The 23,876-nt window shown below is 65.9% G+C and carries 23 protein-coding genes; 16 read left to right on the forward strand and 7 right to left on the reverse strand.

All coding sequences use genetic code 11. From position 1 onward, the window contains the following. Positions 1 to 150: 150 nt before the first annotated feature. Positions 151 to 366 carry a type II toxin-antitoxin system RelE/ParE family toxin gene (locus tag ACT6Y9_RS01385; RefSeq protein WP_443743245.1) on the reverse strand — a complete coding sequence of 72 codons (216 nt, stop codon included), beginning with the start codon at positions 364 to 366 and terminating at the stop codon, positions 151 to 153. After that, positions 360 to 635, reverse strand: coding sequence for a type II toxin-antitoxin system RelB/DinJ family antitoxin (locus ACT6Y9_RS01390; RefSeq protein ID WP_443743246.1), 276 nt, complete (start codon positions 633 to 635; stop codon positions 360 to 362). The genes ACT6Y9_RS01385 and ACT6Y9_RS01390 overlap by 7 nt, the downstream gene beginning before the upstream one ends. Positions 636 to 1,860: 1,225 nt before the next feature. On the opposite strand from ACT6Y9_RS01390, the gene ccmA reads away from it, so the two are divergent. The 9 genes from ccmA to ccmI all read left to right on the forward strand — a co-directional run bounded on the left by ccmA (position 1,861) and on the right by ccmI (position 9,444). Continuing rightward, complete coding sequence (gene ccmA, locus ACT6Y9_RS01395) at positions 1,861 to 2,586, forward strand: cytochrome c biogenesis heme-transporting ATPase CcmA (RefSeq protein WP_295477787.1); 726 nt, start codon at positions 1,861 to 1,863, stop codon at positions 2,584 to 2,586. 16 nt (positions 2,587 to 2,602) lie between these two features. Beyond that, positions 2,603 to 3,271: a heme exporter protein CcmB gene (ccmB, locus tag ACT6Y9_RS01400; protein WP_295477789.1), complete on the forward strand. Its 669-nt coding sequence runs from the start codon at positions 2,603 to 2,605 to the stop codon at positions 3,269 to 3,271. A gap of 27 nt (positions 3,272 to 3,298) precedes the next feature. Next, positions 3,299 to 4,027 carry a heme ABC transporter permease CcmC gene (gene ccmC / locus ACT6Y9_RS01405; RefSeq protein WP_295477791.1) on the forward strand — a complete coding sequence of 243 codons (729 nt, stop codon included), beginning with the start codon at positions 3,299 to 3,301 and terminating at the stop codon, positions 4,025 to 4,027. After that, positions 4,024 to 4,212, forward strand: coding sequence for a heme exporter protein CcmD (gene ccmD, locus ACT6Y9_RS01410; protein ID WP_295477793.1), 189 nt, complete (start codon positions 4,024 to 4,026; stop codon positions 4,210 to 4,212). The genes ccmC and ccmD overlap by 4 nt, the downstream gene beginning before the upstream one ends. A gap of 23 nt (positions 4,213 to 4,235) precedes the next feature. After that, positions 4,236 to 4,760 carry a cytochrome c maturation protein CcmE gene (gene ccmE / locus ACT6Y9_RS01415; RefSeq protein WP_295477795.1) on the forward strand — a complete coding sequence of 175 codons (525 nt, stop codon included), beginning with the start codon at positions 4,236 to 4,238 and terminating at the stop codon, positions 4,758 to 4,760. A 302-nt stretch (positions 4,761 to 5,062) separates the two neighbouring features. Next, positions 5,063 to 7,045: a heme lyase CcmF/NrfE family subunit gene (locus ACT6Y9_RS01420; RefSeq protein WP_443743247.1), complete on the forward strand. Its 1,983-nt coding sequence runs from the start codon at positions 5,063 to 5,065 to the stop codon at positions 7,043 to 7,045. Positions 7,046 to 7,065: 20 nt separating this feature from the next. Then, positions 7,066 to 7,605 (forward strand): DsbE family thiol:disulfide interchange protein, encoded by a 540-nt coding sequence (locus ACT6Y9_RS01425; protein WP_443743248.1) that lies wholly within the window; start codon positions 7,066 to 7,068, stop codon positions 7,603 to 7,605. After that, on the forward strand, positions 7,602 to 8,093 hold the full coding sequence (locus tag ACT6Y9_RS01430; protein ID WP_295477800.1) for a cytochrome c-type biogenesis protein: 492 nt from the start codon (positions 7,602 to 7,604) through the stop codon (positions 8,091 to 8,093). The genes ACT6Y9_RS01425 and ACT6Y9_RS01430 overlap by 4 nt, the downstream gene beginning before the upstream one ends. Positions 8,094 to 8,097: 4 nt before the next feature. Further along, a complete protein-coding gene (gene ccmI / locus ACT6Y9_RS01435; RefSeq protein WP_443743249.1) occupies positions 8,098 to 9,444 on the forward strand; it encodes a c-type cytochrome biogenesis protein CcmI in 1,347 nt (448 codons plus the stop codon). A gap of 256 nt (positions 9,445 to 9,700) precedes the next feature. Here the strand turns inward: ccmI and ACT6Y9_RS01440 are convergent, their stop codons facing one another. After that, positions 9,701 to 10,090: an aldo/keto reductase gene (locus ACT6Y9_RS01440; RefSeq protein WP_443743250.1), complete on the reverse strand. Its 390-nt coding sequence runs from the start codon at positions 10,088 to 10,090 to the stop codon at positions 9,701 to 9,703. Positions 10,091 to 10,815: 725 nt separating this feature from the next. On the opposite strand from ACT6Y9_RS01440, the gene ACT6Y9_RS01445 reads away from it, so the two are divergent. The 4 genes from ACT6Y9_RS01445 to ACT6Y9_RS01460 all read left to right on the forward strand — a co-directional run bounded on the left by ACT6Y9_RS01445 (position 10,816) and on the right by ACT6Y9_RS01460 (position 14,899). After that, complete coding sequence (locus tag ACT6Y9_RS01445; protein WP_295477806.1) at positions 10,816 to 11,598, forward strand: DUF3100 domain-containing protein; 783 nt, start codon at positions 10,816 to 10,818, stop codon at positions 11,596 to 11,598. Between the two features lie 58 nt (positions 11,599 to 11,656). Continuing rightward, positions 11,657 to 12,121: a hypothetical protein gene (locus ACT6Y9_RS01450; RefSeq protein WP_295477808.1), complete on the forward strand. Its 465-nt coding sequence runs from the start codon at positions 11,657 to 11,659 to the stop codon at positions 12,119 to 12,121. Positions 12,122 to 12,270: 149 nt separating this feature from the next. Then, positions 12,271 to 13,587, forward strand: a complete 1,317-nt coding sequence (locus ACT6Y9_RS01455; RefSeq protein ID WP_443743251.1) for an amidohydrolase — start codon at positions 12,271 to 12,273, stop codon at positions 13,585 to 13,587. A gap of 547 nt (positions 13,588 to 14,134) precedes the next feature. Continuing rightward, positions 14,135 to 14,899 carry a basic amino acid ABC transporter substrate-binding protein gene (locus tag ACT6Y9_RS01460; RefSeq protein WP_443743252.1) on the forward strand — a complete coding sequence of 255 codons (765 nt, stop codon included), beginning with the start codon at positions 14,135 to 14,137 and terminating at the stop codon, positions 14,897 to 14,899. A gap of 130 nt (positions 14,900 to 15,029) precedes the next feature. On the opposite strand, the gene ACT6Y9_RS01465 is transcribed toward ACT6Y9_RS01460, so the two are convergent. The 3 genes from ACT6Y9_RS01465 to ygfZ form a co-directional block, all read right to left on the reverse strand. Continuing rightward, positions 15,030 to 16,769 (reverse strand): C69 family dipeptidase, encoded by a 1,740-nt coding sequence (locus ACT6Y9_RS01465; protein ID WP_443743253.1) that lies wholly within the window; start codon positions 16,767 to 16,769, stop codon positions 15,030 to 15,032. 282 nt (positions 16,770 to 17,051) lie between these two features. Further along, entirely contained in the window at positions 17,052 to 17,936 is an 885-nt protein-coding gene (locus tag ACT6Y9_RS01470; RefSeq protein WP_295477816.1) for a DMT family transporter, read from the reverse strand. Positions 17,937 to 18,125: 189 nt separating this feature from the next. Beyond that, a complete protein-coding gene (gene ygfZ, locus ACT6Y9_RS01475) occupies positions 18,126 to 19,097 on the reverse strand; it encodes a CAF17-like 4Fe-4S cluster assembly/insertion protein YgfZ (RefSeq protein ID WP_443743254.1) in 972 nt (323 codons plus the stop codon). A 297-nt stretch (positions 19,098 to 19,394) separates the two neighbouring features. Here ygfZ and mltG point away from each other — a divergent pair, with 297 nt between their 5' ends. The 3 genes from mltG to ACT6Y9_RS01490 all read left to right on the forward strand — a co-directional run bounded on the left by mltG (position 19,395) and on the right by ACT6Y9_RS01490 (position 22,674). Then, the gene (gene mltG, locus ACT6Y9_RS01480; RefSeq protein WP_295477821.1) at positions 19,395 to 20,810 is read left to right on the forward strand and encodes an endolytic transglycosylase MltG; all 1,416 of its coding nucleotides are present in this window, start codon (positions 19,395 to 19,397) and stop codon (positions 20,808 to 20,810) included. Positions 20,811 to 21,031: 221 nt separating this feature from the next. Next, positions 21,032 to 21,643, forward strand: coding sequence for a dTMP kinase (tmk, locus tag ACT6Y9_RS01485; RefSeq protein ID WP_443743255.1), 612 nt, complete (start codon positions 21,032 to 21,034; stop codon positions 21,641 to 21,643). Further along, on the forward strand, positions 21,634 to 22,674 hold the full coding sequence (locus tag ACT6Y9_RS01490; protein WP_443743256.1) for a DNA polymerase III subunit delta: 1,041 nt from the start codon (positions 21,634 to 21,636) through the stop codon (positions 22,672 to 22,674). The genes tmk and ACT6Y9_RS01490 overlap by 10 nt, the downstream gene beginning before the upstream one ends. A 36-nt stretch (positions 22,675 to 22,710) precedes the next feature. On the opposite strand, the gene ACT6Y9_RS01495 is transcribed toward ACT6Y9_RS01490, so the two are convergent. Next, a partial coding sequence (locus ACT6Y9_RS01495) for a tyrosine-type recombinase/integrase (protein WP_443743257.1) occupies positions 22,711 to 23,876 on the reverse strand: 1,166 nt, incomplete at its 5' end.

Raw genomic sequence — 23,876 nt, forward strand, 5'->3', positions numbered from 1 at the left:
GGCTGGCTTTAAAGCCAGCCAGTCCGAGATTCTGGGTTGGAACAGCGAGGTTGTTCTTGAGAAGTCAAGAACATCCGTTCTACGACGTTATGTCCTGAACAAGTCAGAATGCGTGCCTGTTCGAGTCAACGACAGCATCAAGACATCGTCTTAAATGCAATAGATCAACAGCCAGTCGGGTTCGATGTGTAACTCTCGAAAACCGGCATAGTTACCCGTCAATGCATGGTCTCGATAACTTTCATCGAGAGGAAACTCTTGGCTCAACAACTCCACAACACGGTGTAATTTCGAAATGTCCTTATTCCGGCGCTTGACACGTTTGAAGTCCTTCCTGAACTTGGAAGTCATAGAGACGGTCAGCATTCTTTTTCAAGCTCCTCAAAAGCCTCGTCAACGGTATACCGCTTGAAATTACCGGTTCTCAACATCTCCTTTGCTTCCTTGATTGCCTCAATCGTTTCCTGATTAGGCACGTTCAAACTAGGTTGGAACGGGAGCTGGCGTTCGCGCAGACACTGCCGCACAAACATGTTGATCGCGGTAGACATGTTCATACCCAAAGACGTGTAGAGCTCTTCGACTTGAGCCTTAATATCCGAATCCATGCGGACGGTGACATTAACACTTGACATTTACTATCCTCGATTAAACTGCACAAGTCATGCAGTACGCTATGTGTGCAGTATACAAATAACGCAATGGTGTTGACAAGCACAATCTTTGTCGTCTCCTCTTTGATTTCTGCCCCTCAACTTCGCCTATTAGAGAAAAGAATTTGGAAATGTAATAGATTTATACTGATTAACCTACTTCCGAATGGGAAGCAGTGGCTGTTTGCGTTCTCTTCCTCCGACTCCGAAATCGAAGTTTCGTGCGATCTCATGAATCCTCAAGGATCTTCCCAAACGTTGTTGATTCTGTTGATTTCGATGATGTCCCTTCTTGCAGCCACGTTCCGACGTGTCCAGTCGCCGCTGCCTGCATGCACAGAATACAGATCCTGCTTTTTAGAGCGTCACTTAGCTCCTTCACCGGTCGAGAGTCTTTGCATCACTTTCTCCTCATCCGAAAGAAAAAACATGCATAAATCCCTAACTGCTCTCGCTGCGGCATCCATTGGCCTCACCTTGGCTGGTTGCTCCAATCCGCCTCCGGTCGTTCAACCCGACCCGCTCATCATCGAACACGAGAAGACGCTTGACCGTGTTCACGTCCGTGACGACTCGATGGAGTTCTATGACGAAAGCCGAGGCGGCGTAGCCGTGCGTCATCACACCGCAGCTCACGTTCTTTGAAACGAGCACTACGAAGCCGACGCCGCCGCTCTCGCCGCCAAGGCTGAAGCCCGACCGAAGAGACTCTCGTGGAGACCTGTGGGTAGAAGCGATGAAATCCGCGCCAACGTGCGCGGGTACAGTACCAGGCGAAACGGATTTAGAAGTGAGAAGGCGGGCAGAAGCCCTTCATGAAGAGTCCTCTCAACGATCGGGGGTGCGCCGCGCGCTTGCCGCACCGCCATAGAGCTGCGGCGCCATGCAAGGGACCGAGCCCGTGCAGTCGTTTGAATACTGCAGGAAGTGGGCGGCCGGGTTTCTCGGCCTCGAGCTCCGGGAGGCTGCCGCAGTCACGAAGGACGGTCAGATCGTCGTTTGAAAACTTCCATGATTTCAATGGAAAAAGCGATCTCAAGGCGTTTCGGACTGTAAGGGTTCCTTAATTTCGCCTCCCTAAACTGCCTCCCAAAATCCCTCGGCCGGAGGGAGCGGCGCGGGTGCCTGACGAGGCGCTTCGAGCGGATCGCGCTCCGGCATTGAGTTGAACGAATCGAAGACCCTCACATCCCCGACGGCGCCAACCATGACCCAACCCATTCTTGAAGTACGCGGTCTCACCTGCGAGCGCGGCGAACGCACGCTCTTCCAAGGGATGTCGTTTGCGGTCGAGGCCGGGTCGCTCGTGCGGATCGCGGGCAGCAACGGCGCGGGCAAAACCACGCTCCTGCGCCTGATGACGGGCCTCATGCGCCCGGTCGAAGGCGAGATCCTCTGGCGTGGCGTGCCGATTCTGAAGGCCGCGCAGGATTTCTGGCGCGAGCTCTGCTACATCGGGCACCGCAACGGCGTGAAGGACGACCTCTCGGTGATCGAGAACGTCCTCATCAACGCGCGCGTGGCGTCCCTCAAGACCGACCGCGGGGCCGCCCGCCGGGCGCTTGCCGCCGTCGGCCTTGCAGACTTCGAGGACGTGCCGGCCGGTCAGCTCTCCCAGGGGCAGCGCCGCCGCGTCGCTCTCGCGCGCCTCTGGCTCTCCGAAGCGGTTCCGCTCTGGGTGCTCGACGAACCCTTCACCGCGCTCGACGTCAAGGCGGTCGCGCGCCTCTCCGACCTCATCAGCGAACACGTCCGCGCGGGCGGCGTCGTGATGCTCGTCACCCACCAGGAGGTCCCGGTGGATCGCGCACAGCTTCACGTGATCGAGCCCGAGAAGTGGGCTCCGCGCCGCCGCAGCACCGTCGAGCGCGCTCTTGCAGACGCCGCGGCTGCCGAAGCCGAGAACGCCGCCAACGCGGCGCCCGTGCGCTGAAGAAGGAGGACGGACCATGTTCAATCTCTTCCTCACGATCCTTCAGCGCGACCTCACGCTCTCGATGCGCCGCAAGTCCGACCTCGCGCAGGTGATCTTCTTCTTCGCCGTCGTGGTGACGCTCGTTCCGCTCGGCGTGGGCGCCGAGACGAACATCCTCCGTTCGATCGCCCCGGGCGTGGTCTGGGTGGCGGCGCTTCTCGCCGCGCTCCTTTCGTTGCCGCGCATGTTCGCGACCGACCACGAGGACGGCACGCTCGAGCAGATGTTGGTCGCCGCTGAACCCCTGCCCGTGATCGTGATCGCCAAGGTCGCGGCCCACTGGCTCGTCACGGGCGTGCCGATGACGATCTTCGCGACGATCTTCGGCGTGATGTTCGACCTCGAGCTCGACGTGACCCTCGTGATGGTGGGGAGCCTCCTTCTCGGCACGCCCGTCCTCTCGCTCGTGGGCGCCGTGGGCGCCGCGCTGACGCTCGGGCTCCGCGCCGGGGGCGTCCTCACGTCGCTTCTCGTCCTTCCGCTCTACATTCCCGTCCTCATCTTCGGCGCCGGCGCCGCGCAGGCCGCTTCGATGAGCCTCTCGCCCACCTCGCACTTCATGATCGTCGGCGGCCTCACGCTCTTCTCGCTCGCCCTCGCGCCCATGGCGGTCGCAGCGGCGCTGCGGATTGCGGAACAGTGACCCCATCAACTAGGAGACAGCAGACAAATGGCTAACGAAGCATCGCTTGAAGGCTTCTACCGCAGGGCGGGCCGCCTCATCCCGTGGCTGATGGGCTCGGCGCTCGTCCTCTTCGTGATCGGCTTCTACCTCGGATTCTTCGTCTGTCCGATCGAGGCGCGGCAGGGGAACTCGTACCGCATCATCTTCATCCACATCCCGGCCGCCTGGCTCTCGATGCTGCTCTATCTGCTCATGGCCGTCGCGAGCATCATCGGGCTTCTCAAGAAGTCCCGCCTCGCCTTCATCCTGGCGCAGGCGATGGCGCCCACGGGCGCCCTGATGGGCTTCATCGCGCTCTTCTCGGGCGCCTTCTGGGGGCGTCCGACCTGGGGCACCTACTGGGTGTGGGACGCGCGCCTCACCTCGATGCTCATCCTCTTCTTCCTCTACCTCGGCTTCATCGCGCTCCACGCCGCGATCGACGACAAGCGCCGCGCCGACCAGGCCGCGTCGGTGATCTCGATCGTGGGCGCCGTGAACGTGCCGATCATCTACTTCTCCGTGCGCTGGTGGAACACGCTCCATCAGGGCGCCTCGATCACCTCGCGGGGCTCGGCCATCGCCGACGTGATGCTCTACACCATCCTCGTCATGCTCGCCGCGGGCACGATCTACGGCGCTGCCGTGGTGCTCTCGCGCGCCCGCACGATGATCCTTGAACGAGAACGCCGCAGCGCCTGGGTTCAGAAGGCCGCTCTGGAGGGCAAGTTATGAGCAACTGGAATTCCTTCGCCGACTTCATCCACATGGGCGGCCACGGCTACTACGTCTGGTGCGCCTACGCCGCCTTCGCCGCCGGGGTGCTCTACGAGCTCTGGCAGCTCGTCAGCCGCCGCCGCGCGATCTGCCGCCGCATCATGCGTGAGGCGCGCGCCGCCGAAATGACGCTTGAGCATTAGTCCCGCCCCCTCAGGAGACCCCCATGAATTCGAAAACCAAGAAGCTCGCACTCCTCGGCGCCGCCGTGGTCGTGCTCGGCGCAGGCATTTTCCTCGCGCTGCAGGCGTTCAACGAAAACCTCGTCTTCTTCTTCTCGCCCACGCAGGTCGCGGCGCAGGAGGCTCCGGTCGGGCGCACCTTCCGTCTGGGCGGCGTCGTCGAAGGCGGCTCGGTCGCCCGGGAAAAGGACGGCGTCACGGTGCGCTTCAAGATCACCGACACCGCCAAGAGCGTGAACGTGCAGTACACGGGCATCCTTCCGGACCTCTTCGCCGAGAACCAGGGCGTGGTCGCGCAGGGCAAGTTGAACGAAGAGGGCGTCTTCGTCGCCTCCGAAGTCCTCGCCAAGCACGACGAGAACTACATGCCGCCCGAGGCCGCCAAAGCGCTCGAAGACGCGCACAAGGCGGGCGTCGCCAAGGCCCACGAGCAGACCGCGCAGATCGACAAGGCGGCGCACGACGCCGCGGTCGCGCGCGGCGAGCCCAAGCCCGCCGACCACCCGTAAGGAATTCAACTGCGGCCGCCCTTAGGCCGTGCCTGCGGACCCCGCCCCCTCAGAAGAAGGCGCGCCCTCGGAAGCGCCCGGGAGGAACGGCGGGGAAACCGGCCGGGCGGGAGGCGGGCCGCGGGAGAAGGATCCGGCAGGAGAGACCCAAAGGAAGCGGCGCGCCCCGATGCGGCCGGCAGCAGCCGGTCCTCGGGGCCCGATGCGTGAAGAGACCTCCCGACCGGACCGACAGTCCCGGAGAAGCTCCAGAAAAAGAAAGGAGCTCGTGAACCGGTTTTTCAATCAACGGAGAATACAAAGTGATTCCTGAGATCGGACACTTCGCATTGATCCTGTGCCTCGCACTCAGCATCGTTCAGGGCGTTCTGCCCCTGATCGGTGCGGCGCGCGGCAACGGCGCGCTCATGGCCGTCGCCCGTCCGGCCGCGGCCGCCAACGCGCTCTTCGGGACGATCGCCTTCGGGTGCCTCGCCTATTCGTTCTACATCTCGGACTTCACCGTCCTCAACGTGGCGAACAACTCCAATTCGCTGCTGCCCTGGTACTACAAGGTGGCCGCGTCCTGGGGCTCGCACGAGGGCTCGATCCTCTTCTGGACGGTGACGCTCGCCTGGTGGGGCGCCGCGGTCGCCTTCTCGGCGCGCCGCCTTCCCGAAGACATGGTCGCGCGCGTCACGGGCGTACTGGGGCTCGTGGGCATGGGGTTCCTCCTCTTCATGCTCTTCACCTCGAACCCGTTCCTGCGCATCTTTCCGGCGCCCGCCGAAGGCGCGGACCTCAATCCGCTGCTGCAAGACCCGGGCATGGTCTTCCATCCGCCGCTTCTCTACCTCGGCTACGTGGGCTTCTCCGTTCCCTTCGCCTTCGCGATCGCCGCGCTCCTCTCCGGGCGCCTCGACGCGGCCTGGGCGCGCTGGATGCGCCCCTGGACCACGGCCGCCTGGATCCTCCTCACGCTCGGCATCGCGCTCGGCTCCTACTGGGCCTACTACGAGCTCGGCTGGGGCGGCTGGTGGTTCTGGGATCCGGTTGAGAACTCCTCCTTCATGCCCTGGCTCACGGGCACGGCCCTGATCCATTCGCTCGCCGTGACGGAAAAGCGCGGGTGCTTCCGCATCTGGACGGTGCTCCTGGCGATCCTCACGTTCTCGCTCTCGCTCCTCGGCACCTTCCTCGTCCGCTCGGGCGTGCTCACCTCGGTGCACGCCTTCGCGACCGACCCCGAGCGCGGCCTCTTCATCCTCGCCTTCCTCATCATCGTGATCGGGCTCTCGTTCCTGCTCTTCGCCTGGCGCGCGCCGAGCGTGGGGCTGGGCGGCAACTTCGCGATGATCTCGCGCGAGTCGATGCTCCTCGTCAACAACGTGCTCCTCGTGGTCGCGATGGGCGCGGTGCTCCTCGGGACCCTCTATCCGCTCTTCCTCGACGCCCTGAACGCCGGGAAGATCTCGGTCGGCCCCCCGTACTTCGACGCCGTCTTCGGGCCCCTGATGCTCCCGATGGTGTTCCTCATGGCCGTGGGTCCGCTCGCGCGCTGGAAGGACGCCGAACCCGTCGCCCTCGCGAAGCGCCTCGCCTGGTGCTTCGTCGCGGCGCTCGTGCTCGGCGCGGCGATCCCCTTCGTGATGGGGCGTTGGAGCACCTGGGTCTTCACGGGGTGCGCGCTCGCGCTCTTCGTGATCTTCGGCGGCCTTGAGGACCTCCGTGGGGCGTTGCGGTTCGCTCCGGCGGGCACGGGCTTCTTCGGGCGCCTCGCGCGCCAACCCCGCGCCTGGTGGGGGATGCTCATCGCGCACTTCGGCGTCGCCGTCTTCATCATCGGCGTGGCACTCGTCAAGGGCTACCAGGCCGAGCGCGACGTGCGCATGTTCGAGGGCGACACGGTTTCGGTCGCTGGCTACGTCTTCACCTTCAACGGCGTCTCGAGCGCCCGCGGCGCGAACTTCACCGCCGACCGGGGCGACTTCACGCTGACGAAGGACGGCGTCGAGCTCCAGCACCTCTATCCGGAAAAGCGCAAGTACTTCAGCTCCAACTCGATGCCGATGACCGAGGCGGCGATCCGCCACTCGATCACGGGCGACGTCTACGTGAGCCTCGGCGTGCCGAGCTCGGACGGCGGCTGGGTCGTGCGCGTCTACTCCAAGCCCTTCGTCACGTGGATCTGGTTCGGCTGCATCATCATGAGCGTGGGCGGCCTGATCGCCGCGTCGGACCGCCGCTACCGGCGCCGCCGCGATGACGCGAAGAAGGCTGCGGCCGCCGCTCCTGAGGCGGCCTGAACGAACGGGAGACATTGAAAATGATGAAAGCCAAGTTCCTCATTCCCTTCGCGATCTTCATCGTGCTCGCAGGCTTCCTCTTCAAGGGGCTCTACCTCGACCCGCGGGCGCTCCCGTCGGTGCTGATCAACAAGCCCCTGCCGGCGATGGAGATGCCCACGCTCTTTGACCCTTCGGTGAAGTTCAACGCCGAAGAGATGAAGGGCCGCGTCTGGATGCTCAACGTCTGGGCCTCCTGGTGCCTGCCCTGCAAGGAGGAGCACCCGTACCTGGTCGGCCTCAAGCGCACGGGCCTCAAGACCCCGATCGTCGGGTTCCTCTACAAGGACAGCGTCGGCGCGGGCCGCCAGGTGCTCGAAGACACGGGCAACCCCTACGACGTCGTGGTCTTCGAGGAGAAGAACAAGATCGGCATCGATCTCGGCGTCACGGGCGTGCCCGAGACCTTCATCATCGACAAGAAGGGCGTGATCCGCGGCAAGGTGAGCTATCCGATTTTGGACGAGCTCTGGACGAAGCAGGTGAAGCCCCTGATCGAACAGCTGGAGGCCGAAAAATGAAGCTCTCGCGCATTCTGACGCCCGCCCTCTGCGCGCTCCTTCTCGCCGGTCCCGTCCTTGACGAGGCCGCCCAAGCCCGCGAGGCGGCCCCCACGGCCTTCGACCCGGTCGCGCACAAGCGCGTGGTCGAGGTCTCCGAGCAGCTGCGCTGCCTCGTCTGCCAGAACCAGTCGATCGCGGATTCGAACGCCGAGCTCGCCGTCGATCTGCGCAACCAGGTGATCGAGCAGGTGAAGGCCGGCAAGACCAACCAGGAGATCGTGGACTACATGGTCGAGCGCTACGGCGACTTCGTGCTCTACAAGCCGCCCTTCAAGCTCTCGACGGCGATCCTCTGGCTCGGGCCCGTCTGCCTCTTCCTCGTAGGGCTCGCGGCCTTCTACATCAATCTGCGCCGCCGCAAGCGCCTCGTGAACGAAGCGACGAAGCCCCTCTCCGCCCAGGAGAAGGCGCTCGCCGACGAGCTCCTGAGCGGCCGCAAGGAGTAGGGAAGTGACGACATTCATCATTCTCTGCGCTCTGATGGCCCTCGCGGCCGCGGCGGCCGTCTGCGTGCCACTCTGGATCGGCGGACGCACGAAGGGCGATGCGGACCGGCGCGCCCAGGTGCTCGCCATTCTGCGCCAGCAGGCCGCCGACCTTGACGCGGACCGCACCGCGGGCCGCATCGACAAGGACGAGTACGAAGAAAGCCGCCTCGAACTCGAGCGGCGCGTGCTCGAAGAGACGAAGCACGACGAAGAGGAGCGCTCCGGGAAGAGCTCCCGCATGCCCCGCATCGTCGCTCTCATCCTCGCCGTCGTGATTCCGTGCTCGGCCGCGCTCGGCTACTACGCGCTCGGGCGCATCACCGCGATGGACCCGAACTTCATCGCGATGATGGAGGCACAGCAGGCGAGCTCGCGCGGCCACAGCCAGCGCGACATGCAGAAGATGCTCGACGATCTGAAGGCGAAGCTCGCCGAGGATCCGCGCAACGCCAACGGGTGGTTCCTACTCGCGCGCACCGCCGCGTCGATGAACCGCTTCGACGAGGCGGTCGAGGCGTTCCAGAAGTTGAACGCCCTCGTGCCGAACAACGCCGACATCATCGCCGACATGGCCGACATGATGGCCGCCGCCAACGGCAAGGTGATCACGCCCGACATCGAGAAGCTCCTCAAGAAGGCGCTCGTGCTCGATCCGACTCAGTGGAAGGCGCTCGCGCTCCTCGCGATCAACGCCTGGGACCGCCAGCACTACGCTCAGGCGGCGGAATACTGGGAGCGGCTCCTCGCGAACGTCCCGGCGGACTTCCCCGACCGCGACCAGATCCAGGCGAACATCCATGAGGCGAAGCGCCTCGGCGGCGTGAACGACAACATCTCCGCCGTGTCGCCCACGGCGCGCGAAGCGGCCGCGGCCGAATCGCAGCCCGCGCCCACTGCGCCCGCTGCGGCTCCGGCCACCCCCGCGACCTCGGCTCCGCCCACGGCTTCGCCCGCGGATCTGAAGGCCGTGGCGGGCACGGTCGAGCTCGATGAGGGCCTGAAGGGCCTGGTGAAGCCCGACGACGTGGTCTTCATTTACGCGCGCCCCGCCTCGGGCAGCCGCATGCCCGTCGCCTTCACCAAGGTGACGGTGAAGGAGCTCCCCTACAAATTCGAGCTCAACGAGACCATGCGCATGGCGATGGGGGTCGAGACGCTCTCGAGCGTCAAGTCCGTGATCGTCGGCGCGCGCATCTCGAAGACCGGGAACTTCATGCCGCAGGCGGGCGACCTCGAAGGCGAGACCGCCGCTCCCGTCGCGGTCGGCGAGCGCGGACTCGTCGTGAGGATCTCGACCGAGCGGAAGTAGTCCGCCCGTCTTCAAAGGACGCTCACGCCTCTCAAGCCCGGAAGGCCCTTCAACGGTCTTCCGGGCTTTTCGCAGCTCCGCGGTCGGCGCTCTTGGAGCGCTCGTTTCCCCAACCGCAGCAGCGCTGAAAAACATGTGCGCGGCGCAGGCGCTCCGCATACGAAAAGAGCCGCATCAAGCGGCTCTTTTCACGTGACGGAATGGTTCGGCCGGCTCCTGCGCGCAGGCTATTTGCCGGTCGTCGAATCCATCAGATTCACGCCCATGATGTTGCGGTGCTTGGGTCGCCCAATTCGCGCTCGGCGTCGAAGCAGTTGCCCTCGATCTGCGCGAAGCCGCCCACGAAGGCGTCGAGCTCCCGGCCGATGAGGCTCATCGTGTCGGCGATGTGCCGGGAGCTGCGCGTCCCGACGATCGCCGCGGCGACGTGCGGAAGTCCGAGGACGTAGAGCGTCGCGAGCGCAGCGATCGAGAGTCCCGTCCCGGCCTTCATCGCGGCGAGCCGTCCGAGCAGCTCCTGGTAGCCCTCCGAGCCGAGCGTGTCGTCGATCACGAGAAGGTACTTCACGAGCGAGTGGTTTTCGAGGTGGTCGATCTCGGGGTGAGGGCGGCCGAGCCACTTCTCCGAAAGGAAGCCACCGGCCACCGTGCCGTAGCAGAATGGCTTGATCTGGATCGAGATCGAAGGCGCCGGCGGCCGAAGAGAGGCCCGCCGGAGCCCGTCAGGCCCTCCTTCGGGCGGAATGAGGCTTTTGGCTTTTGCCCAATTGCGGTGCGGCGTGCTATGGTTCGATCCATGGTGGTGCGTTGAAGGAACGTCTGATGTTCCTTCTCCGCATCAAAGAGAAGATTTTCCGCACCGAGAGGGAGCCGTGATGAAAGCCTGTGCCGCAACCGAACGCCGCCGCGTCCTGTGGGACGCCGCGTCTGCGCACGTGCCCCGGGTCTGCGAATCCGCCTTCAGCTCCTCGCGCTCTACGACCGCTTCCGCCTCCACAACAGAGACGGAAGCACGACGCCGTCTGGAAAATCCCCACGGGTGAACCCCGAGGCGCAGCGCTCATGGAATGAGCGGCGCGCGCCTTGATGAAAGCCCGGCGAAATCAGATTCAACGACAAGGGAGTTCCGGAAGACGGCGCTCCCTTTCTTTTTTCCGCGGTCCCTCCCGAAGGCGCCGCACGAGGCAAACGCGAAGGAGACTTCATCGAAAAAGAACGGCACGGTCCCTGCTTTGAACCCCTGCAGAGCAGCGGAGGCGCCGCCAGAAGAACAGCGAACGGAAGCCCCAGACACTCAACAGTCATTCAACCGCGGCGCCGCCCTCCCGAGGGACCGGCGGCGCAGACAGGATTCTTCGGGAGACACCCAAAATGGACCTCATCAAAAACTTCAAGATCCACATCCTCGCACTCATCATCGTCGTCATCGCCGAGGCGATCGGCATCCTCAAGTTCGGCCTCGTTGTGCTGCTGCCGCTCCTCTACGCGCTCGTGCTCGGCGCGATCATGAGCTTCCCGCGGTGGAACTTCATCAAGCTCCCCGAAATGGAGCGCGCGGGCAAGATGCTCTCGATCGGCGTGCTCATCCTCATCACGAAGATCGGCCTCGACATCGGTCCGAACATCCACATGATCATGCAGTCCGGCCTCGCGCTCTTCATGCAGGAGTTCGGGCACTTCTTCGGTACGCTGATCTTTGGTCTGCCCGTGGCGCTTCTCCTCGGCATGAAGCGCGAGGCGATCGGCGCGTGCTACTCGATCGACCGCGAGGCGAACGTCGCGATCATCGCCGAGCGCTTCGGGCTCTCCTCGCCCGAGGGCCGCGGCGTGATGGGCATGTACGTCTGCGGCACGGTCTTCGGCGCCCTCTGGGTGTCGATCCTCGCGGGCGTGATCGCGCAGCTCGGCATCTTCCATCCGCATTCGCTCGCGATGGGCGCGGGCATCGGCAGCGCCTCGATGATGGCCGCCTCGATGAGCTCGATCATCGCCGTGCATCCCGAGTGGGAGGAGACGGTGCGCGCCTACGCCGCCGCGGCGAACCTCCTCACGACCGTTCTCGGCATCTACTTCTCGCTCTTCATCTCGCTCCCGGTGACGATCAAGGTCTACGAGTTCTTCACCCGCGACAAGGGGGTGAAGAAGGCGGCCTGACGCCGCCTCTTCAGACTGAAGGACGAATTTGAAAGCAGACAATCAAGGACAGCAGAAAATGAAAAAGATTCTGAACGAGATGTACGACGTGATCTTCATTCTCCTCGTCACGGGGTTCTTCACCTGGATCGCGAATCTCGAAAGCTCGAACGCCGAGCTCGCGGGGAGCTCCATCGGCATGCTGATTCTGGTCGCCGTCACGGCTCTGGGCGTCTTCATCTCGCTCCTGCCGGGCTTCCGCGCGCTCCCGATGGTCTTCTGGGTGTCGATCCTCGCCGTCGTGCTGTCGCTGCCGCAGTTCCCGGGGAGCGCCTGGCTTCTCTCCTACACAAAGCAGATCGGGTTCCTGCCGATCACGTCGGTCACGCTCGCCTACTGCGGCCTCTCGCTCGGCAAGGAGATGGAGGGCTTCAAGCGCCTCTCCTGGAGGATCGTGCCGGTCGCGCTCGCCGTCGCCGCGGGCAGCTTCATCTGCGCCACGGCTCTCGCCGAGGTGATGCTCCACCTCGAGGGGATCTTCTGATCCCGCGGACGCTCCTGAAAGGCAACGCAGCGTTGCCCGCATGCGCCGCCCGCGGGGGCGGCGCGTAGGATCTCCTACGGGAATTCACGGGCCCCGGCCGCCGTCATCCTCCGGCCGGGGCCTTGAGACATCAAACAAAGGAATGGACCATGGACAAGGAGCAGCTCAAGGAGCGCGTCTGTCAGCTCATCCGCGACAACTTCGAAGAAACGCAGAAGCTCGGCCACGCGATCTTCAACGAGCCCGAACTCGGCTTCAAGGAGGTGAAGACCTCCGCGAAGGTGCGCGCCGCCTTCGACGAACTCGGCATCGACTACACGACGGGCTGGGGCATCACGGGCGTGAAGGCGCGCCTCAAGGGCGCGAACTCGACGCGCACGATCGCGCTCCTCGGCGAGCTCGACGCGATCGTCTGCCGCAACCATGAGGCAAGCGACCCGGTGACGGGTGCCGCGCACTGCTGCGGTCACAACGTGCAGATCGCCAACGTGCTCGCCGTCGCGCGCGCCCTGAAGGAGTCCGGCGCGATGGACTACCTCGGGGGAGACGTCGTCTTCTTCGCCGTTCCGGCCGAGGAGTACGTCGAGATCGACTACCGCAGCGGGCTCCTCGCGCAGAAGAAGCTCAAGTATCTGGGCGGCAAGCAGCAGCTGATCGCCGAAGGCGCCTTCGACGACATCGACATGGCGATGCAGATGCACGTGAGCGCGACTCACGCCCCCGACGGGGACTTCACGGTCGGTGCGAGCTCGAACGGCTTCGTCGGCAAGCTCATCGAATACCACGGCAGGGCCGCGCACGCCGCGGGCTGCCCCGACCAGGGCGTGAACGCCTTGAACGCCGCAATGTTGGGCGTCATGGGCGTCAACGCCATCCGCGAGACCTTCCGCGACTCCGACTGCGTGCGCTTCCATCCGATCATCAACTCGGGCGGCGATCTCGTGAACGTCATCCCCGACTACGTGAAGATGGAGAGCTACTGCCGCGCCTCGAACGTTGAGGCGCTCGCGCACTACAACAAGGCGATCAACCGCGCGCTCAAGGCCGGCGCCTCCGCCGTCGGCGCCCAATGCAAGATCACGGACCTTCCGGGGTACCTGCCGCTGCGTCCCGACCCGCACCTGCGCGACGTGCTGCGCGGGAACGCGCAGGCCGTCTTCGGCTGGAACGCCACGGTCGAGGGCGAACACTCCGCGGGTAGCACCGACATGGGCGACGTCTCGCACCTGATGCCGGTCGTGCACCCCTGGGTCGGGTGCGTGCGCGGCACGCTCCACGGCGCGGACTACAAGGTCTCGAATGAAGAGGCCGCGTACGTGAAGTCCCCCGAGGTGCTCGCGATGACGCTGATCGACCTCCTCTGGGACGGCGCGGCCGCCGCCGATGAGATCTGCCGCGAATTCACGCCCGTCTTCACGAAGGAGAGCTACATGGCGTTCCTCGACCAGCTCGCCTCCGGGAGCTGACCGCAAGGGGCCTCGGCTCCGCCGGAGGGACGCTGCGGCGTCCCTCCTGATCCGCCTCCAAGACGAAGGCCGTCCGGCGCGCATCTCAAGGATTCGTGCGCACCGGGCGGCCTTCCGTTTTCCCTGGCGTCCGTCCGGAACGGACATTCGGGTTTTCACCGATGCGCGGATGCGCTAAGATTATCCGGTCCGAAGCGCCCGTGAAGGCGAGGAGGACCGGGACGGCCCCTCAGGCCGGATCCGTGAGGCTCAGCGCTTCGCTCAACGCCCGAAGGCTCCCCAATAGGAATGATGGGGACCCGGGCGGGTGCGGCCGGCTTCAGGCAGGCGGATGATCCCGCCCGCAACAAAATTCACCACTGCGCCGAGGCCGCTCGTGTCCGGCACTGGCGCAGACGCCAACCCATGGAGGGTCCGGCTTAGCGAAAAATCCCCGCGGAGGGCGGGCCGTCAGCGCCCCAACACCCGAAGCATGTGAAAGAGAAGAAGAGGGATCACGCTCTGCTGCACTTGCTTCCGCTCTCATTCATGAATGAGGCCCTCTGAAATGGCTATCTCCAAGAAAATCGCTGCGGCCGCCGCCGCCGCCACCCTTGTCTTCTCCTTTGCCGCCGAGGCGGCCACGACGCTGCGCGTCGGTTCGATGACGGTTTATCCGCCGTTTGAATTCCTCGACTCCTCGACGGGCAAGTACGAAGGCTTCGACATGGATCTCGTGCGCGAGATCGGCAAGCGCAACGGCTACGACGTCAAGATCGTCTCGATGGCGCTCGACGGCATCGTGCCCGCGCTCATGAGCGGCAACGTTGACTGCGCGATCTCCGCGCTCACGATCACGCCCGAGCGCTCCGAAAAGGTGGACTTCACCAAGCCCTACATGAACGCGGGCCTCACGGTGATGACCTCGAAGGAAAACGCGCCGAAGATCAAGAGCCTCAAGGATCTTGAAAACCAGACGCTCTGCGCCGAGATCGGCTCCTCGGGCGCGCTCGTGATGAAGCGCATTCCGGGCACCGTGATCCGCACCTTCAACTCGGCCGCCGACGCCTTCCTCGAGCTCGACAAGGGCGGGTGCTTCGCGATGTTGAACGACGGTCCCGTCAACAAGTACTTCCTGCGCCAGAAGGCTTCGAAGAGCATGAACCTCGTCGCGCTCGACTTCGTCGTTTCCGACGACTTCTACGGGCTCGCCGTGCAGAAGGGCAACAAGAAGCTCCTCAACGTGCTCGACCAGACGCTCGACGCCATGCGCGCCGACGGTACGTACCAGAAAATCTACGACAAGTGGTTCGGCTCGGCGAAGGCTCAATAAGCTCTTCCCGGCCCGACAACCCGCTTCGGGCAGACGACCTCCGCCCGAAGCCGCCGAACAAGCAGAACGCCCGGCTCCTCCGCATTCGAGAGGCCGGGCGTTCTGCGTTTTTGTGGCGCTGCCTGCGCGCTTAGGCCTTGAAGCGCACCGGCGCCATCGCGACGAAGCGGCGGCGCGCGATGAAGCCGCGCACGTAGGTGTCGATGAGGCACCCGGCGACGGCGTACTGCGCGACGTCGAAGGCCTTGAAGGTGAGCACGAGCTTGTCGCCCTCGAGTTCGGCCTTCACGGGCTTGGCCGGAGCAAGAACGGAGGCCTTCGCGCCCGTGAAGCCGAGGCTCCAGCGGATGCTCTCCGTGTCGATCTCCTCGATGTCGAGTTCGGGGAAGGACGAGATCACGACGCGGCATTCGGCGTCGGCGTCCGTGACGGAGAGTTCGCGCGGTTCAACGCTCGCCTCGACCGTGTCGAGCACCGCGAGGAGCTCGCGGTACGCCTCGTCGTTCTTCGCCGCCATCTCGCAGGTGAACTTCCCGAGGAGCGCTTCGGCCTCATCGTGCGGCAGGGCCTTGGCGCGCTCGACCACCTCGGCCGTGCGGGTGCGGAACTCCGCTTCGAGCCCCTCGCGCACGCTCCAGATCCCGGCCATCAGGCCGCGGTCGAAGTTGACGAGTTCGCCCAGGACCGCATAGAGGAAGTAGCTCTTCGAGAAGTCCAGGTCGAGGTACTCGGGCTTCATGTGGAAGTGCACGCGGCGCGCCTCCTCGAGACTCGTCCACTGGTAGCCCGTCGGGATCGCCTTGGCGAGCGGGAACCAGGGCACGTACGTGCCGACGTCCTGGCTCGAGGCGCAGTGCCAGAGCACGTTGAGTAGCGGCGCTTCGCCGATCTCACACACCCAGCTCTCGCGCGTGTGGGTGCGCGAGATGTCCTGCGCGCTCGCGTGGAAGCAGTCCGCGCGCCCGTCGCCGCGGCTGCGGTAGGTCTCTTCGGCCGTGAGGCGCAGCGTCTCCTTGACGTCGTCGGGGCTGATCAGGCGACCGAGCTTCAGGCGTTCGGGGTAGTGCAGGGGATCGGGGTAGACCGTGCCGCCGGTGAGGAACTGCCAGCCCGTGCGCATGCGCACGCTCTTGTTGAGGTCGAGGCGGTTCGATTCGGGTTGATAGGCCGCGGAGAAGTCGAAGTCCGAGTAGTCGCCCGGGGTCTTCGGGGTGTAGCGGCCCGTCTTCACGGCGTACTCGATGAGGTCGGGCGAGGCGACGACGTTCTCGTGGTCCGAGAGGTCCACCGAGCGGATCGCGAGGTAGTTGGAGATGAGGACCACCTCGTCGTCGGGGACGCGCTTCGCGACGAAGTGGTGGCCCTTGACGACGTTCATGAGCCACGCCTCGTCGCGGTCGGCGAAGGAGTAGTTGCGCGCCGGGCTCCAGTAGCCGTACTTCGTGAGGAGCTGGGCGGCGATCTCGACCGCTTCGCGGGCGGTCTTCGCGCGCTCCATCACGCAGCGGCGCAGCAGAAAGCCGATGCCGCCCTCGACGAGTCCGGTCTCCTCGTCGGAGAGCTCGCCGTCAAAGGAGGTGCCGCCCGAGTTGGAGCACATCACGACGCCCGCTTCGTTCGCGAGTCCCTGGTCGAAGGAGGACCCCGGGGGCATCATCAGCATGTTGCTCCAGTAGGTGCCCAGGGTTTCAGGGGCCTGCGGCACCTTCGCGCGGCCGGGTTCCCCCTCGACCACCTCGCCCGTGGCGTGCTTCGCGCCCGGGCACCAGAACTGCTGGTGCATGACGCGGCCGCCCGAGTCTTCGTTGTGGCCGAGAATGACGCGGCCGGTGGTGGATGCCGCCTTTCCGACGATTACCGTAGTGCACATGGGTGATGTCCTCCCCGAGAGTGTTTGGTGGAAGGCCCGGCGCAGGCTGGGCTCCGGGCCTCGAGTCGGCAAATGTTAGCGCGGATGCGCCGCCCGCCTCGACGGGTGGAAGTACGGGTGCGCAGGCGCGGACAAGGCGGCTCAAAGGGAAGCCGCGCCTACCGGTTCGTTGAAGTTTGACTCCGGGCGCAGAGCCTGAAATGAAGAAGGGAGACGGCTCCTCGCCGCCCCCCTTTCTTTTGTGGTCCGCTCCGGAGCCGCGCGGTCCGCTTGTTCCGAGCGTCAGCCCTCGGTGCGGCCCGCCGCTTCGGCGCGCTTCGTCGAGATCGTCGCGGCCACGCCCGCGGCGATGATGAGCGACATGCCCGCGAGCGAGAGCGCCGTCGATGCTTCGCCGAAGAGAATCCAGCTGATCAGGGCGGAGAAGGGAATCGCCGAGAACCCGAGGCACGAGGAGAGGAGCATGTTGCCGTAGGCGTAGGAGCGCGTCGTGCAGATCTGCCCCAGGGTCGCGCAGACGCCCATGCCGAGGATCGCCGCCACCGCGTTGAGCGAGGAGAGGTGGAATCCGCCTTCGACGAAGAGCGTTCCGAAGAGGCCGAAGAGCGTGCCGCAGCAGGTGAAGTAGAAGACGATGCGCCAGGAGGGCTCCTCGAGCCGCCCGAGCTCCTTCATCTGCCAGTAGATGATGAGGTCGAGGAAGGAGACGGCGAGGCAGATGAGCGCCGGGATGAGCTCGTCGCTCGAGAAGCTCGGCTGCAGCACGATCGCGATGCCCGCAAACCCGATGATGATCGAGAAGATGAGCGCCCAGGGCGCGCGCTGGTGCTTCATCCAGGCGAGCAGGATGAAGTTCGCGGCCATGAAGAGCGGCGTCGTGTAGATGAGCGTCATGTTCGTGCCGAAGGGCAGCTGCCCGAGGGTGTAGAACCACGCGGCGATCGAGAGCGTGCCGAGGATGGAGCGCTTGAGGTTCCCCATCAGATGCGGGGTCTTGAGCGAGAGGTTGTTGCGGCGCACGTAGAGCGCGATGGTGACGACGCCGAAGAGCGAGCGCCAGAAAACCATCTCGAGGGGGCCGAGCTCGCCGCTTGAGAGCTTCACGAAGGCCGCCATCAGGGAGAAGAAGAGCGCTGCCGCAAGCGACCACATGGACTGCTGCATCATTTTGTTTTTCTGGTGCTTGTCGTTGACTGAGCGGCCGAGGTCCCGGCGTGCGGGCCGGTTCCTGCGGTCCGCGGGCCCGGACGGGCGGGAAAGAGTGCGCGTGAGCTTAGCAGGGGGTGCGAGTCGGCTTCAAGCGCGCCACCGTGAGGGGGATTCCGGAAGTGCACCGGGATCCCCGGGAGGCGGTCCTCAGGCGGGGTCCTTGAGGATGTTGCGGTAGCGGTAGGGGAGCTCGATCAGTTCGAGGGGCTCTCCCGCGGGCTCGAGCGAGACGCCGGCGATGAGGGAGCCGAGGGTCGCCGAGAAGAGGATGAGCGTTTCGCCGCCGATGCGCGAGGAGAGCACGACCGTGCCCGCCTGATCCCCCGCGGAGTAGACCGGGGCGCCCGCCTCCACGGTGCGATCGGCCTTCAGAAGGCCGATCGCCGCGCGGCGGTTCGTCTCGCCGATGTGCTCGACGCGCGAGACCACCTCCTGCCCGGGGTAGCAGCCCTTGCGGAAGGAGACGCCGCCCACGAGCTCGAGGTTGACGTGCTGCGGCACGAACGCCTCGCGCGTCGCCGGGAGAATCTGCGGCATGCCTGCGGCGATCACCGCGGCGGTGCGCCAAGCGTCCGGAGCGGGTTCAAAGGGGAGCGCTGCGCCCGCCGGGACGACGGCGAGCGTGCGCGCGCCGCCCGCGCAGAAGCCCGCAATGGCGCGGGCTTCCGAGAGACCGAGGAGCGTCCAGCCGTCTTCCCGGGCGACTTCGCCCGCGGCGGGAAGCTTGAGGCCGAGCCGGGCGGCCGCTTCGGCGCCCGCCTCACCGACGAAGAGGAGCACCTCGGGCATGGGATCCACGGGGGTGAAGATCACCTTCGCGCGCAGAACGTACATGCGCAGGCGCTTCAGGAACCCCTCCACCATGACCGCGGGCATGGCGAGCATGACGTCGGGGCCCTCCATCCAGACGCGCATGAGCGCGAGGAGCCGGCCCTTGGGCGAGCAGTAGCCCGCGAGCGTCGTGCGATCCCCCAACCCCTGAACCGCCTGCGTGAACTGGCCGTGGAGGAACTTCACGGCGTCTTCGCCCGAAACGCGGATGAACTGGATGCCGCCCGCGCGGATGACGCCGGGCAGCGGATCAAGACGGGTAGCGGTGGTGTCGGAGAAGGACTGCATGATGAATCGTTTCCTCTGCTGAGGGCCTGCCGGCGGGAATGCCGGCGGGCCGATGGATTTTGCTGCTCGTAAGGATACCCATCCGCCGCAGGGGCGACGGGCGGGCGTGCTCGAAATCGCGCACGGAGGCGCCTCCGGCGCGTGACGCCCGCGTGCGCCTTGAAACAAAGGCGCCGCTTGTCGCCGCACCAGGGGCGTCATGCCGCCGCGGTAAACTCGGCCCTCGCCGGCCCTCCCATTCACCGGGCCGCCGGCCCTCCGACACCCCGCCCCGCCCAAACCAGACAGAGAGACATCGTGAGCCGCTCCAAACACGCATCCGCCGCCGGTCCGAACCGATCCGCCGAGAAGGAGACGCTCTCCCGTGAGGCGGGTGAAAAGGCGCACGCCGACGAAGAGGCGCGCGTCAAGGAGGACGAGGCGGCCTTGGATGCCCTCGCGGAGAGCGCCGAGCGTGAGGCGGAGAAGACCCGCGGCAGCGACGCGCTCGAGAGGAGCGCCGGGGCCGCGCCCGAAGGCGGGGAGGAAAAAGCGTCCGAAGAACCTCGGAAGACGCCCGCTCCCGGAGCGCAGAAGGCGGAGTCCGCCGCCGATGCGGCCGAAGACCCGGACCCGCACACGTCCGGAACTTCCGACTCGTCTGAATCTTCCGGGACATCCGACCCCCGCCGCGCGAAGGCGCGCAGGTGGGCCGCGGGCATCGTCCTCTTCTTCGTCTTCGCCGCGGCTGCGGCCGCCGCCCTCTGGTGGTGGGCCGAGCGCACGCTCTACCGCACCCCGGCGGCACTCGCCGCTCCCCGGATTGAAATCACCGTGAAGGAAGGGCAGAGCGCGCAGCAGGCGCTCGCCGCCATGCGCGCAGCAGGCGTGACGCTTCCCGTCTGGCAGGTGCGCGCGCTCCTGAAGCTCGAGCCCGGGCTCCTCTCGCGCATCCACGTCGGGCGCTTCCGCTTCACACAAGGGATGACGCCCTTTGATCTTCTGAAGACCCTGTCGGGGCCGGCGCTCGTCGATCAGCAGGTGCGGATTCCCGACGGCGCCCCCGTCTGGGAGGCCGTGGCGATCCTCGCCGACGCCGAAGGGCTCGCGCCCGATTCGGCGAAGATGGACGAGCGGACGCTCCTCAAGACCCTCGGGCTCGAGGAGTACGCGTCGCTCGAAGGCTTCCTCGCGCCCGAAACCTACCGCTACGGGTCAGGAACGAGCGACCTCACCATTTTGAAGAAGGCCGTGGAGCGTCAGAAGCGCCTCCTCGACGAGGCCTGGGCCTCGAGAAGCGAGCTCTGCCGCGCGAAGAGCGCCTACGAACTCCTCATCCTCGCCTCAATCATCGAGAAGGAGACGGGCGAGAAGAGCGACCGGCACCTCGTGAGCTCGGTCTTCAACAACCGCCTGCGGATCGGCATGGCGCTCCAGACCGACCCCACCGTAATCTACGGGCTTGGCGCGGGCTGGAGCGGCCGGCTGCGCCGCAAGGATCTCGAGGCGCCCACGCCCTGGAACACCTACACTTTCGTGGGGCTCCCGCCCACGCCGATCTCGATGCCCTCGGCCGCCTCGATCGAGGCCGCGGCCCATCCGGCCGACACAAAGTACCTCTACTTCGTCGCACGCGGGGACGGCACGAGCGAATTCTCGACGAACCTCAAGGACCACAACCGCGCGGTGCAGCACTTCATCATCCGAAAGAGCACCGAGCCGCTGAAGAAGTAGTCCGCCTCCCCAAGCCTCAGGCACGAACGCCGTGCGGGCGTTTTGCTTCCCGCTCTCTCGGGCTGCTGTGAGGGCGCTTATGCATCGTCCGGGCCTCATGGGATAATTCTCGCCGGCGCCGAAGGTCCGGCCGGCTCGTCCGGGACCGGCAGTCCGTATCCGGACGGGCGCAGAGAACGACGGCTCAGGTCCGTCAGAGAGAGAACAAAGGAGAGAAGAACATGCGCGGACGCTTCATCACGATCGAAGGCATCGACGGCGCGGGCAAATCCACGCAGACCGAATCGCTCATCGCGCTCCTCAAGGCCCGCGGCGTCGAGGTCGTGCGCACCCGGGAGCCGGGCGGCACGCCCGTGGGCGAGAAGATCCGCGAACTCCTCCTCAACGATGAGATGGACGTCGAGACCGAGACGCTCCTCTTTTTCGCCTCGCGCGCCGAACACGTCGAGAAGGTGATCCGCCCCGCGCTCGAGCGCGGCGCCTGGGTGCTTTCGGACCGCTTCACGGACGCGACCTACGCGTACCAGGCGGGCGGCAAGGGCATGAGCGGGCGGCGCGTCGAGGCGCTCGAAAAGTGGACTTTGGGCGACTTCGCGCCCGACCTCACGATCCTCTTTGACATCGCGCCCGAAACCGCCCACGAGCGGCTCGCCGCCCGCGGTGTGGATGAAGACCGGTTCGAACGTCTCGGCGTGGACTTCTTCACCCGCGTGCGCGACGCCTACCTCGAGCGCGCCGCGGCGAACCCCGCGCGCTTTCTCATCGTCGACGCTTCGGCCGCGCCGGAAAAGGTCGCGGGCGAAATCGCCGCCAAGGTGACCTCATGGCTCTAGCTCCCTACGCCTGGCTGGAAGCTCCCGCGGCGGAGCTCGCGCGCATGCGCGAACGCATGCCCAACGCGGTGCTCCTCTACGGCGCGCCGGGCACGGGGCTCTATGAGCTTGCGCTCAACTTCGCGAAGTCGCTCTTCTGCAGCAGTCCCGCTCCCGACGGCTCGCCCTGCGGACGCTGCCGCGGGTGTGAGCTCACACGTGCGGGCACGCACCCGGACTTCAAGCAGGTGCTCTCGGAATTCATGTGCGCCGCCTGGGACGTGCCCTATACGGCCGCGGAGAACGAGCGCCCCGAGACGAAGAAGAAGCTCTCGCGCGAAATCCGCATCCACCAGATCCGCATGCTTTCGGACTTCCTCGCCCTCAACGCCAATCAGGGCGGGCGGCGCATCATCCTCGTCTATCCGGCCGACAAGGTGCGCGCGGAGGCGGCGGCCTCACTCCTCAAATCCATGGAGGAGCCGCCCGAAGACCTCACCTGGATTCTCGTTGCGGAGAAGCTCGACGACGTGCTCCCCACGATCCGCTCGCGCTCGCGCCTCGTGCGCGCGCCGGCGCCCACGAAGGAGGAGGCGCTCGAATTCCTCAAGGCGAAGCGCGTGAAGAACCCCGAGGCGGAGCTCGCCTTTGCGGGCGGCGCCCCCCTGGCGGCGCTCGAGGCGAACGACGACGAACGGCTCTCAAAGAAGACCGAGACGGCGGCGCTCGATCTCCTGCGCGCGGGTCCCGCGCTGCGGCCCGACGACGTGGTGCGCACGATGGCGGCGGACCTCACGGTGCCCGCCTTCTCACTCCTGCTTCTGCGCTGGGCGCACGACCTGATGCGCGCGGCTCTGGGGCTCGAGCCCCGCTACTTCGTGAACGACGGCGAGACGCTGCGCAGGCTCGCGGCGCGCACGACCCCGAAGGCTGCGGCGGAGTTCGCCGCCCAGGCCGCGCAGGTGCGCCGGTCGGCCGACCATCCCCTGAATAGCCGCCAGGTCTGGGAGCAGACCTACTTCCGCTACCAGAAGATCTTCCGGGCGCAGTAGACGGTGGGCCCGCGCGGATCCGGCCGTGCGGGCGCCTCAGAGCGCCTTCATCCGGCTCATCGCCTCGCTCATCTCCTCCTCTTCCGGAGCGAGGTAGCGGCCGGTGGTCGCGACCGAGGCGTGCCCCATCGCGGCCTGCACGACGTTGACGCTCATTTCCTTCAGGGCCGCGACGGCGAAGGTGTGCCGCAGCCAGTGGGTCGAGGAGGCTCGGAGCTTCGCCGCGTCCATCGGCGATTCGACGGCGACGTGGTCGGCGACGGCGTTGAGGAAGGCTTCGAGCACCCGGTAGAGCCCCGAGCGGCTCATTGCGCCGTGGGCGTTCCGGCCGCGCCCGAGGTTGACGAGAAGCGGCGTGCCGGGTTGGGCCGCCTGCAGGCTCGGAATCCCGCGGGCGGCGAGCGCCGACTCGATGATCGAGCGCTGCTCGGTGGTGAGCGGAAGGCGCCGCACCTTGCTGCCCTTGCCCACGATCTCAATCGCGGGGCGCACCGAGAGGCCGACGCGCCTCAGCACGATCCAGTCCGTGCGGGCGTCGAGCATCTCCGAAGCGCGCATGCCGAGGCTCTTTCCCATCATCAGGATGAGCTTCATGCGCTCGCGCGGGAGCCCTTCGGGGAGGAGCGGAATCCGCGCCACCACCTCCTCCCATTGGTCGGGCGTGAGCGAGCGGTCGGCGAAGGCCTGCGGCACCCCTTCGCCCTTGAGAAGCGGCACCTTGGAGCTCACCTGGTCGAAGGGGTTGAAGATCAGGTAGCCCGTGCGCTTCAGAAAGTTGAAGAGCTGCCGTACGATCACGACGGCGTTGCGGCGGCTCGAGGACGACAAGGGGCCGTTGAAGGGCCGCCAGGCCGGAGAGGTCCGTCTGGCGTTCTTCGGGCCGATCCAGCGCGACTGCGCCGCGCGCCACTTTCTCCGGAAGGCGGCGTCCTCGAGGCGCCCGAGGTCCTCGAGCCAATGGAGATACTGCGCGGCGTCGTCGGCGCGGATGTTCGAGAGCGCGGTCTCCTTCTCGACGAGGCACCAGAGGAGAAACCTTTCGGCTTCCTTGCGGTAGTTCGCCTGCGTGTTGGGGTTGCCCGCGCGGGCGTTCAACCACGTGCGGATCGCCTCGAGGTCGTCGGCGGCCGAGAGCGAACACCCGACCGCGGGCGCGCGGTTGACGCCGCCCGAGCCCGAGAGACGCTCGGGGAGCCGGAGCT

The organism is Sutterella sp. (assembly GCF_052272535.1).
Classification (GTDB): Bacteria; Pseudomonadota; Gammaproteobacteria; order Burkholderiales; family Burkholderiaceae_F; genus Sutterella.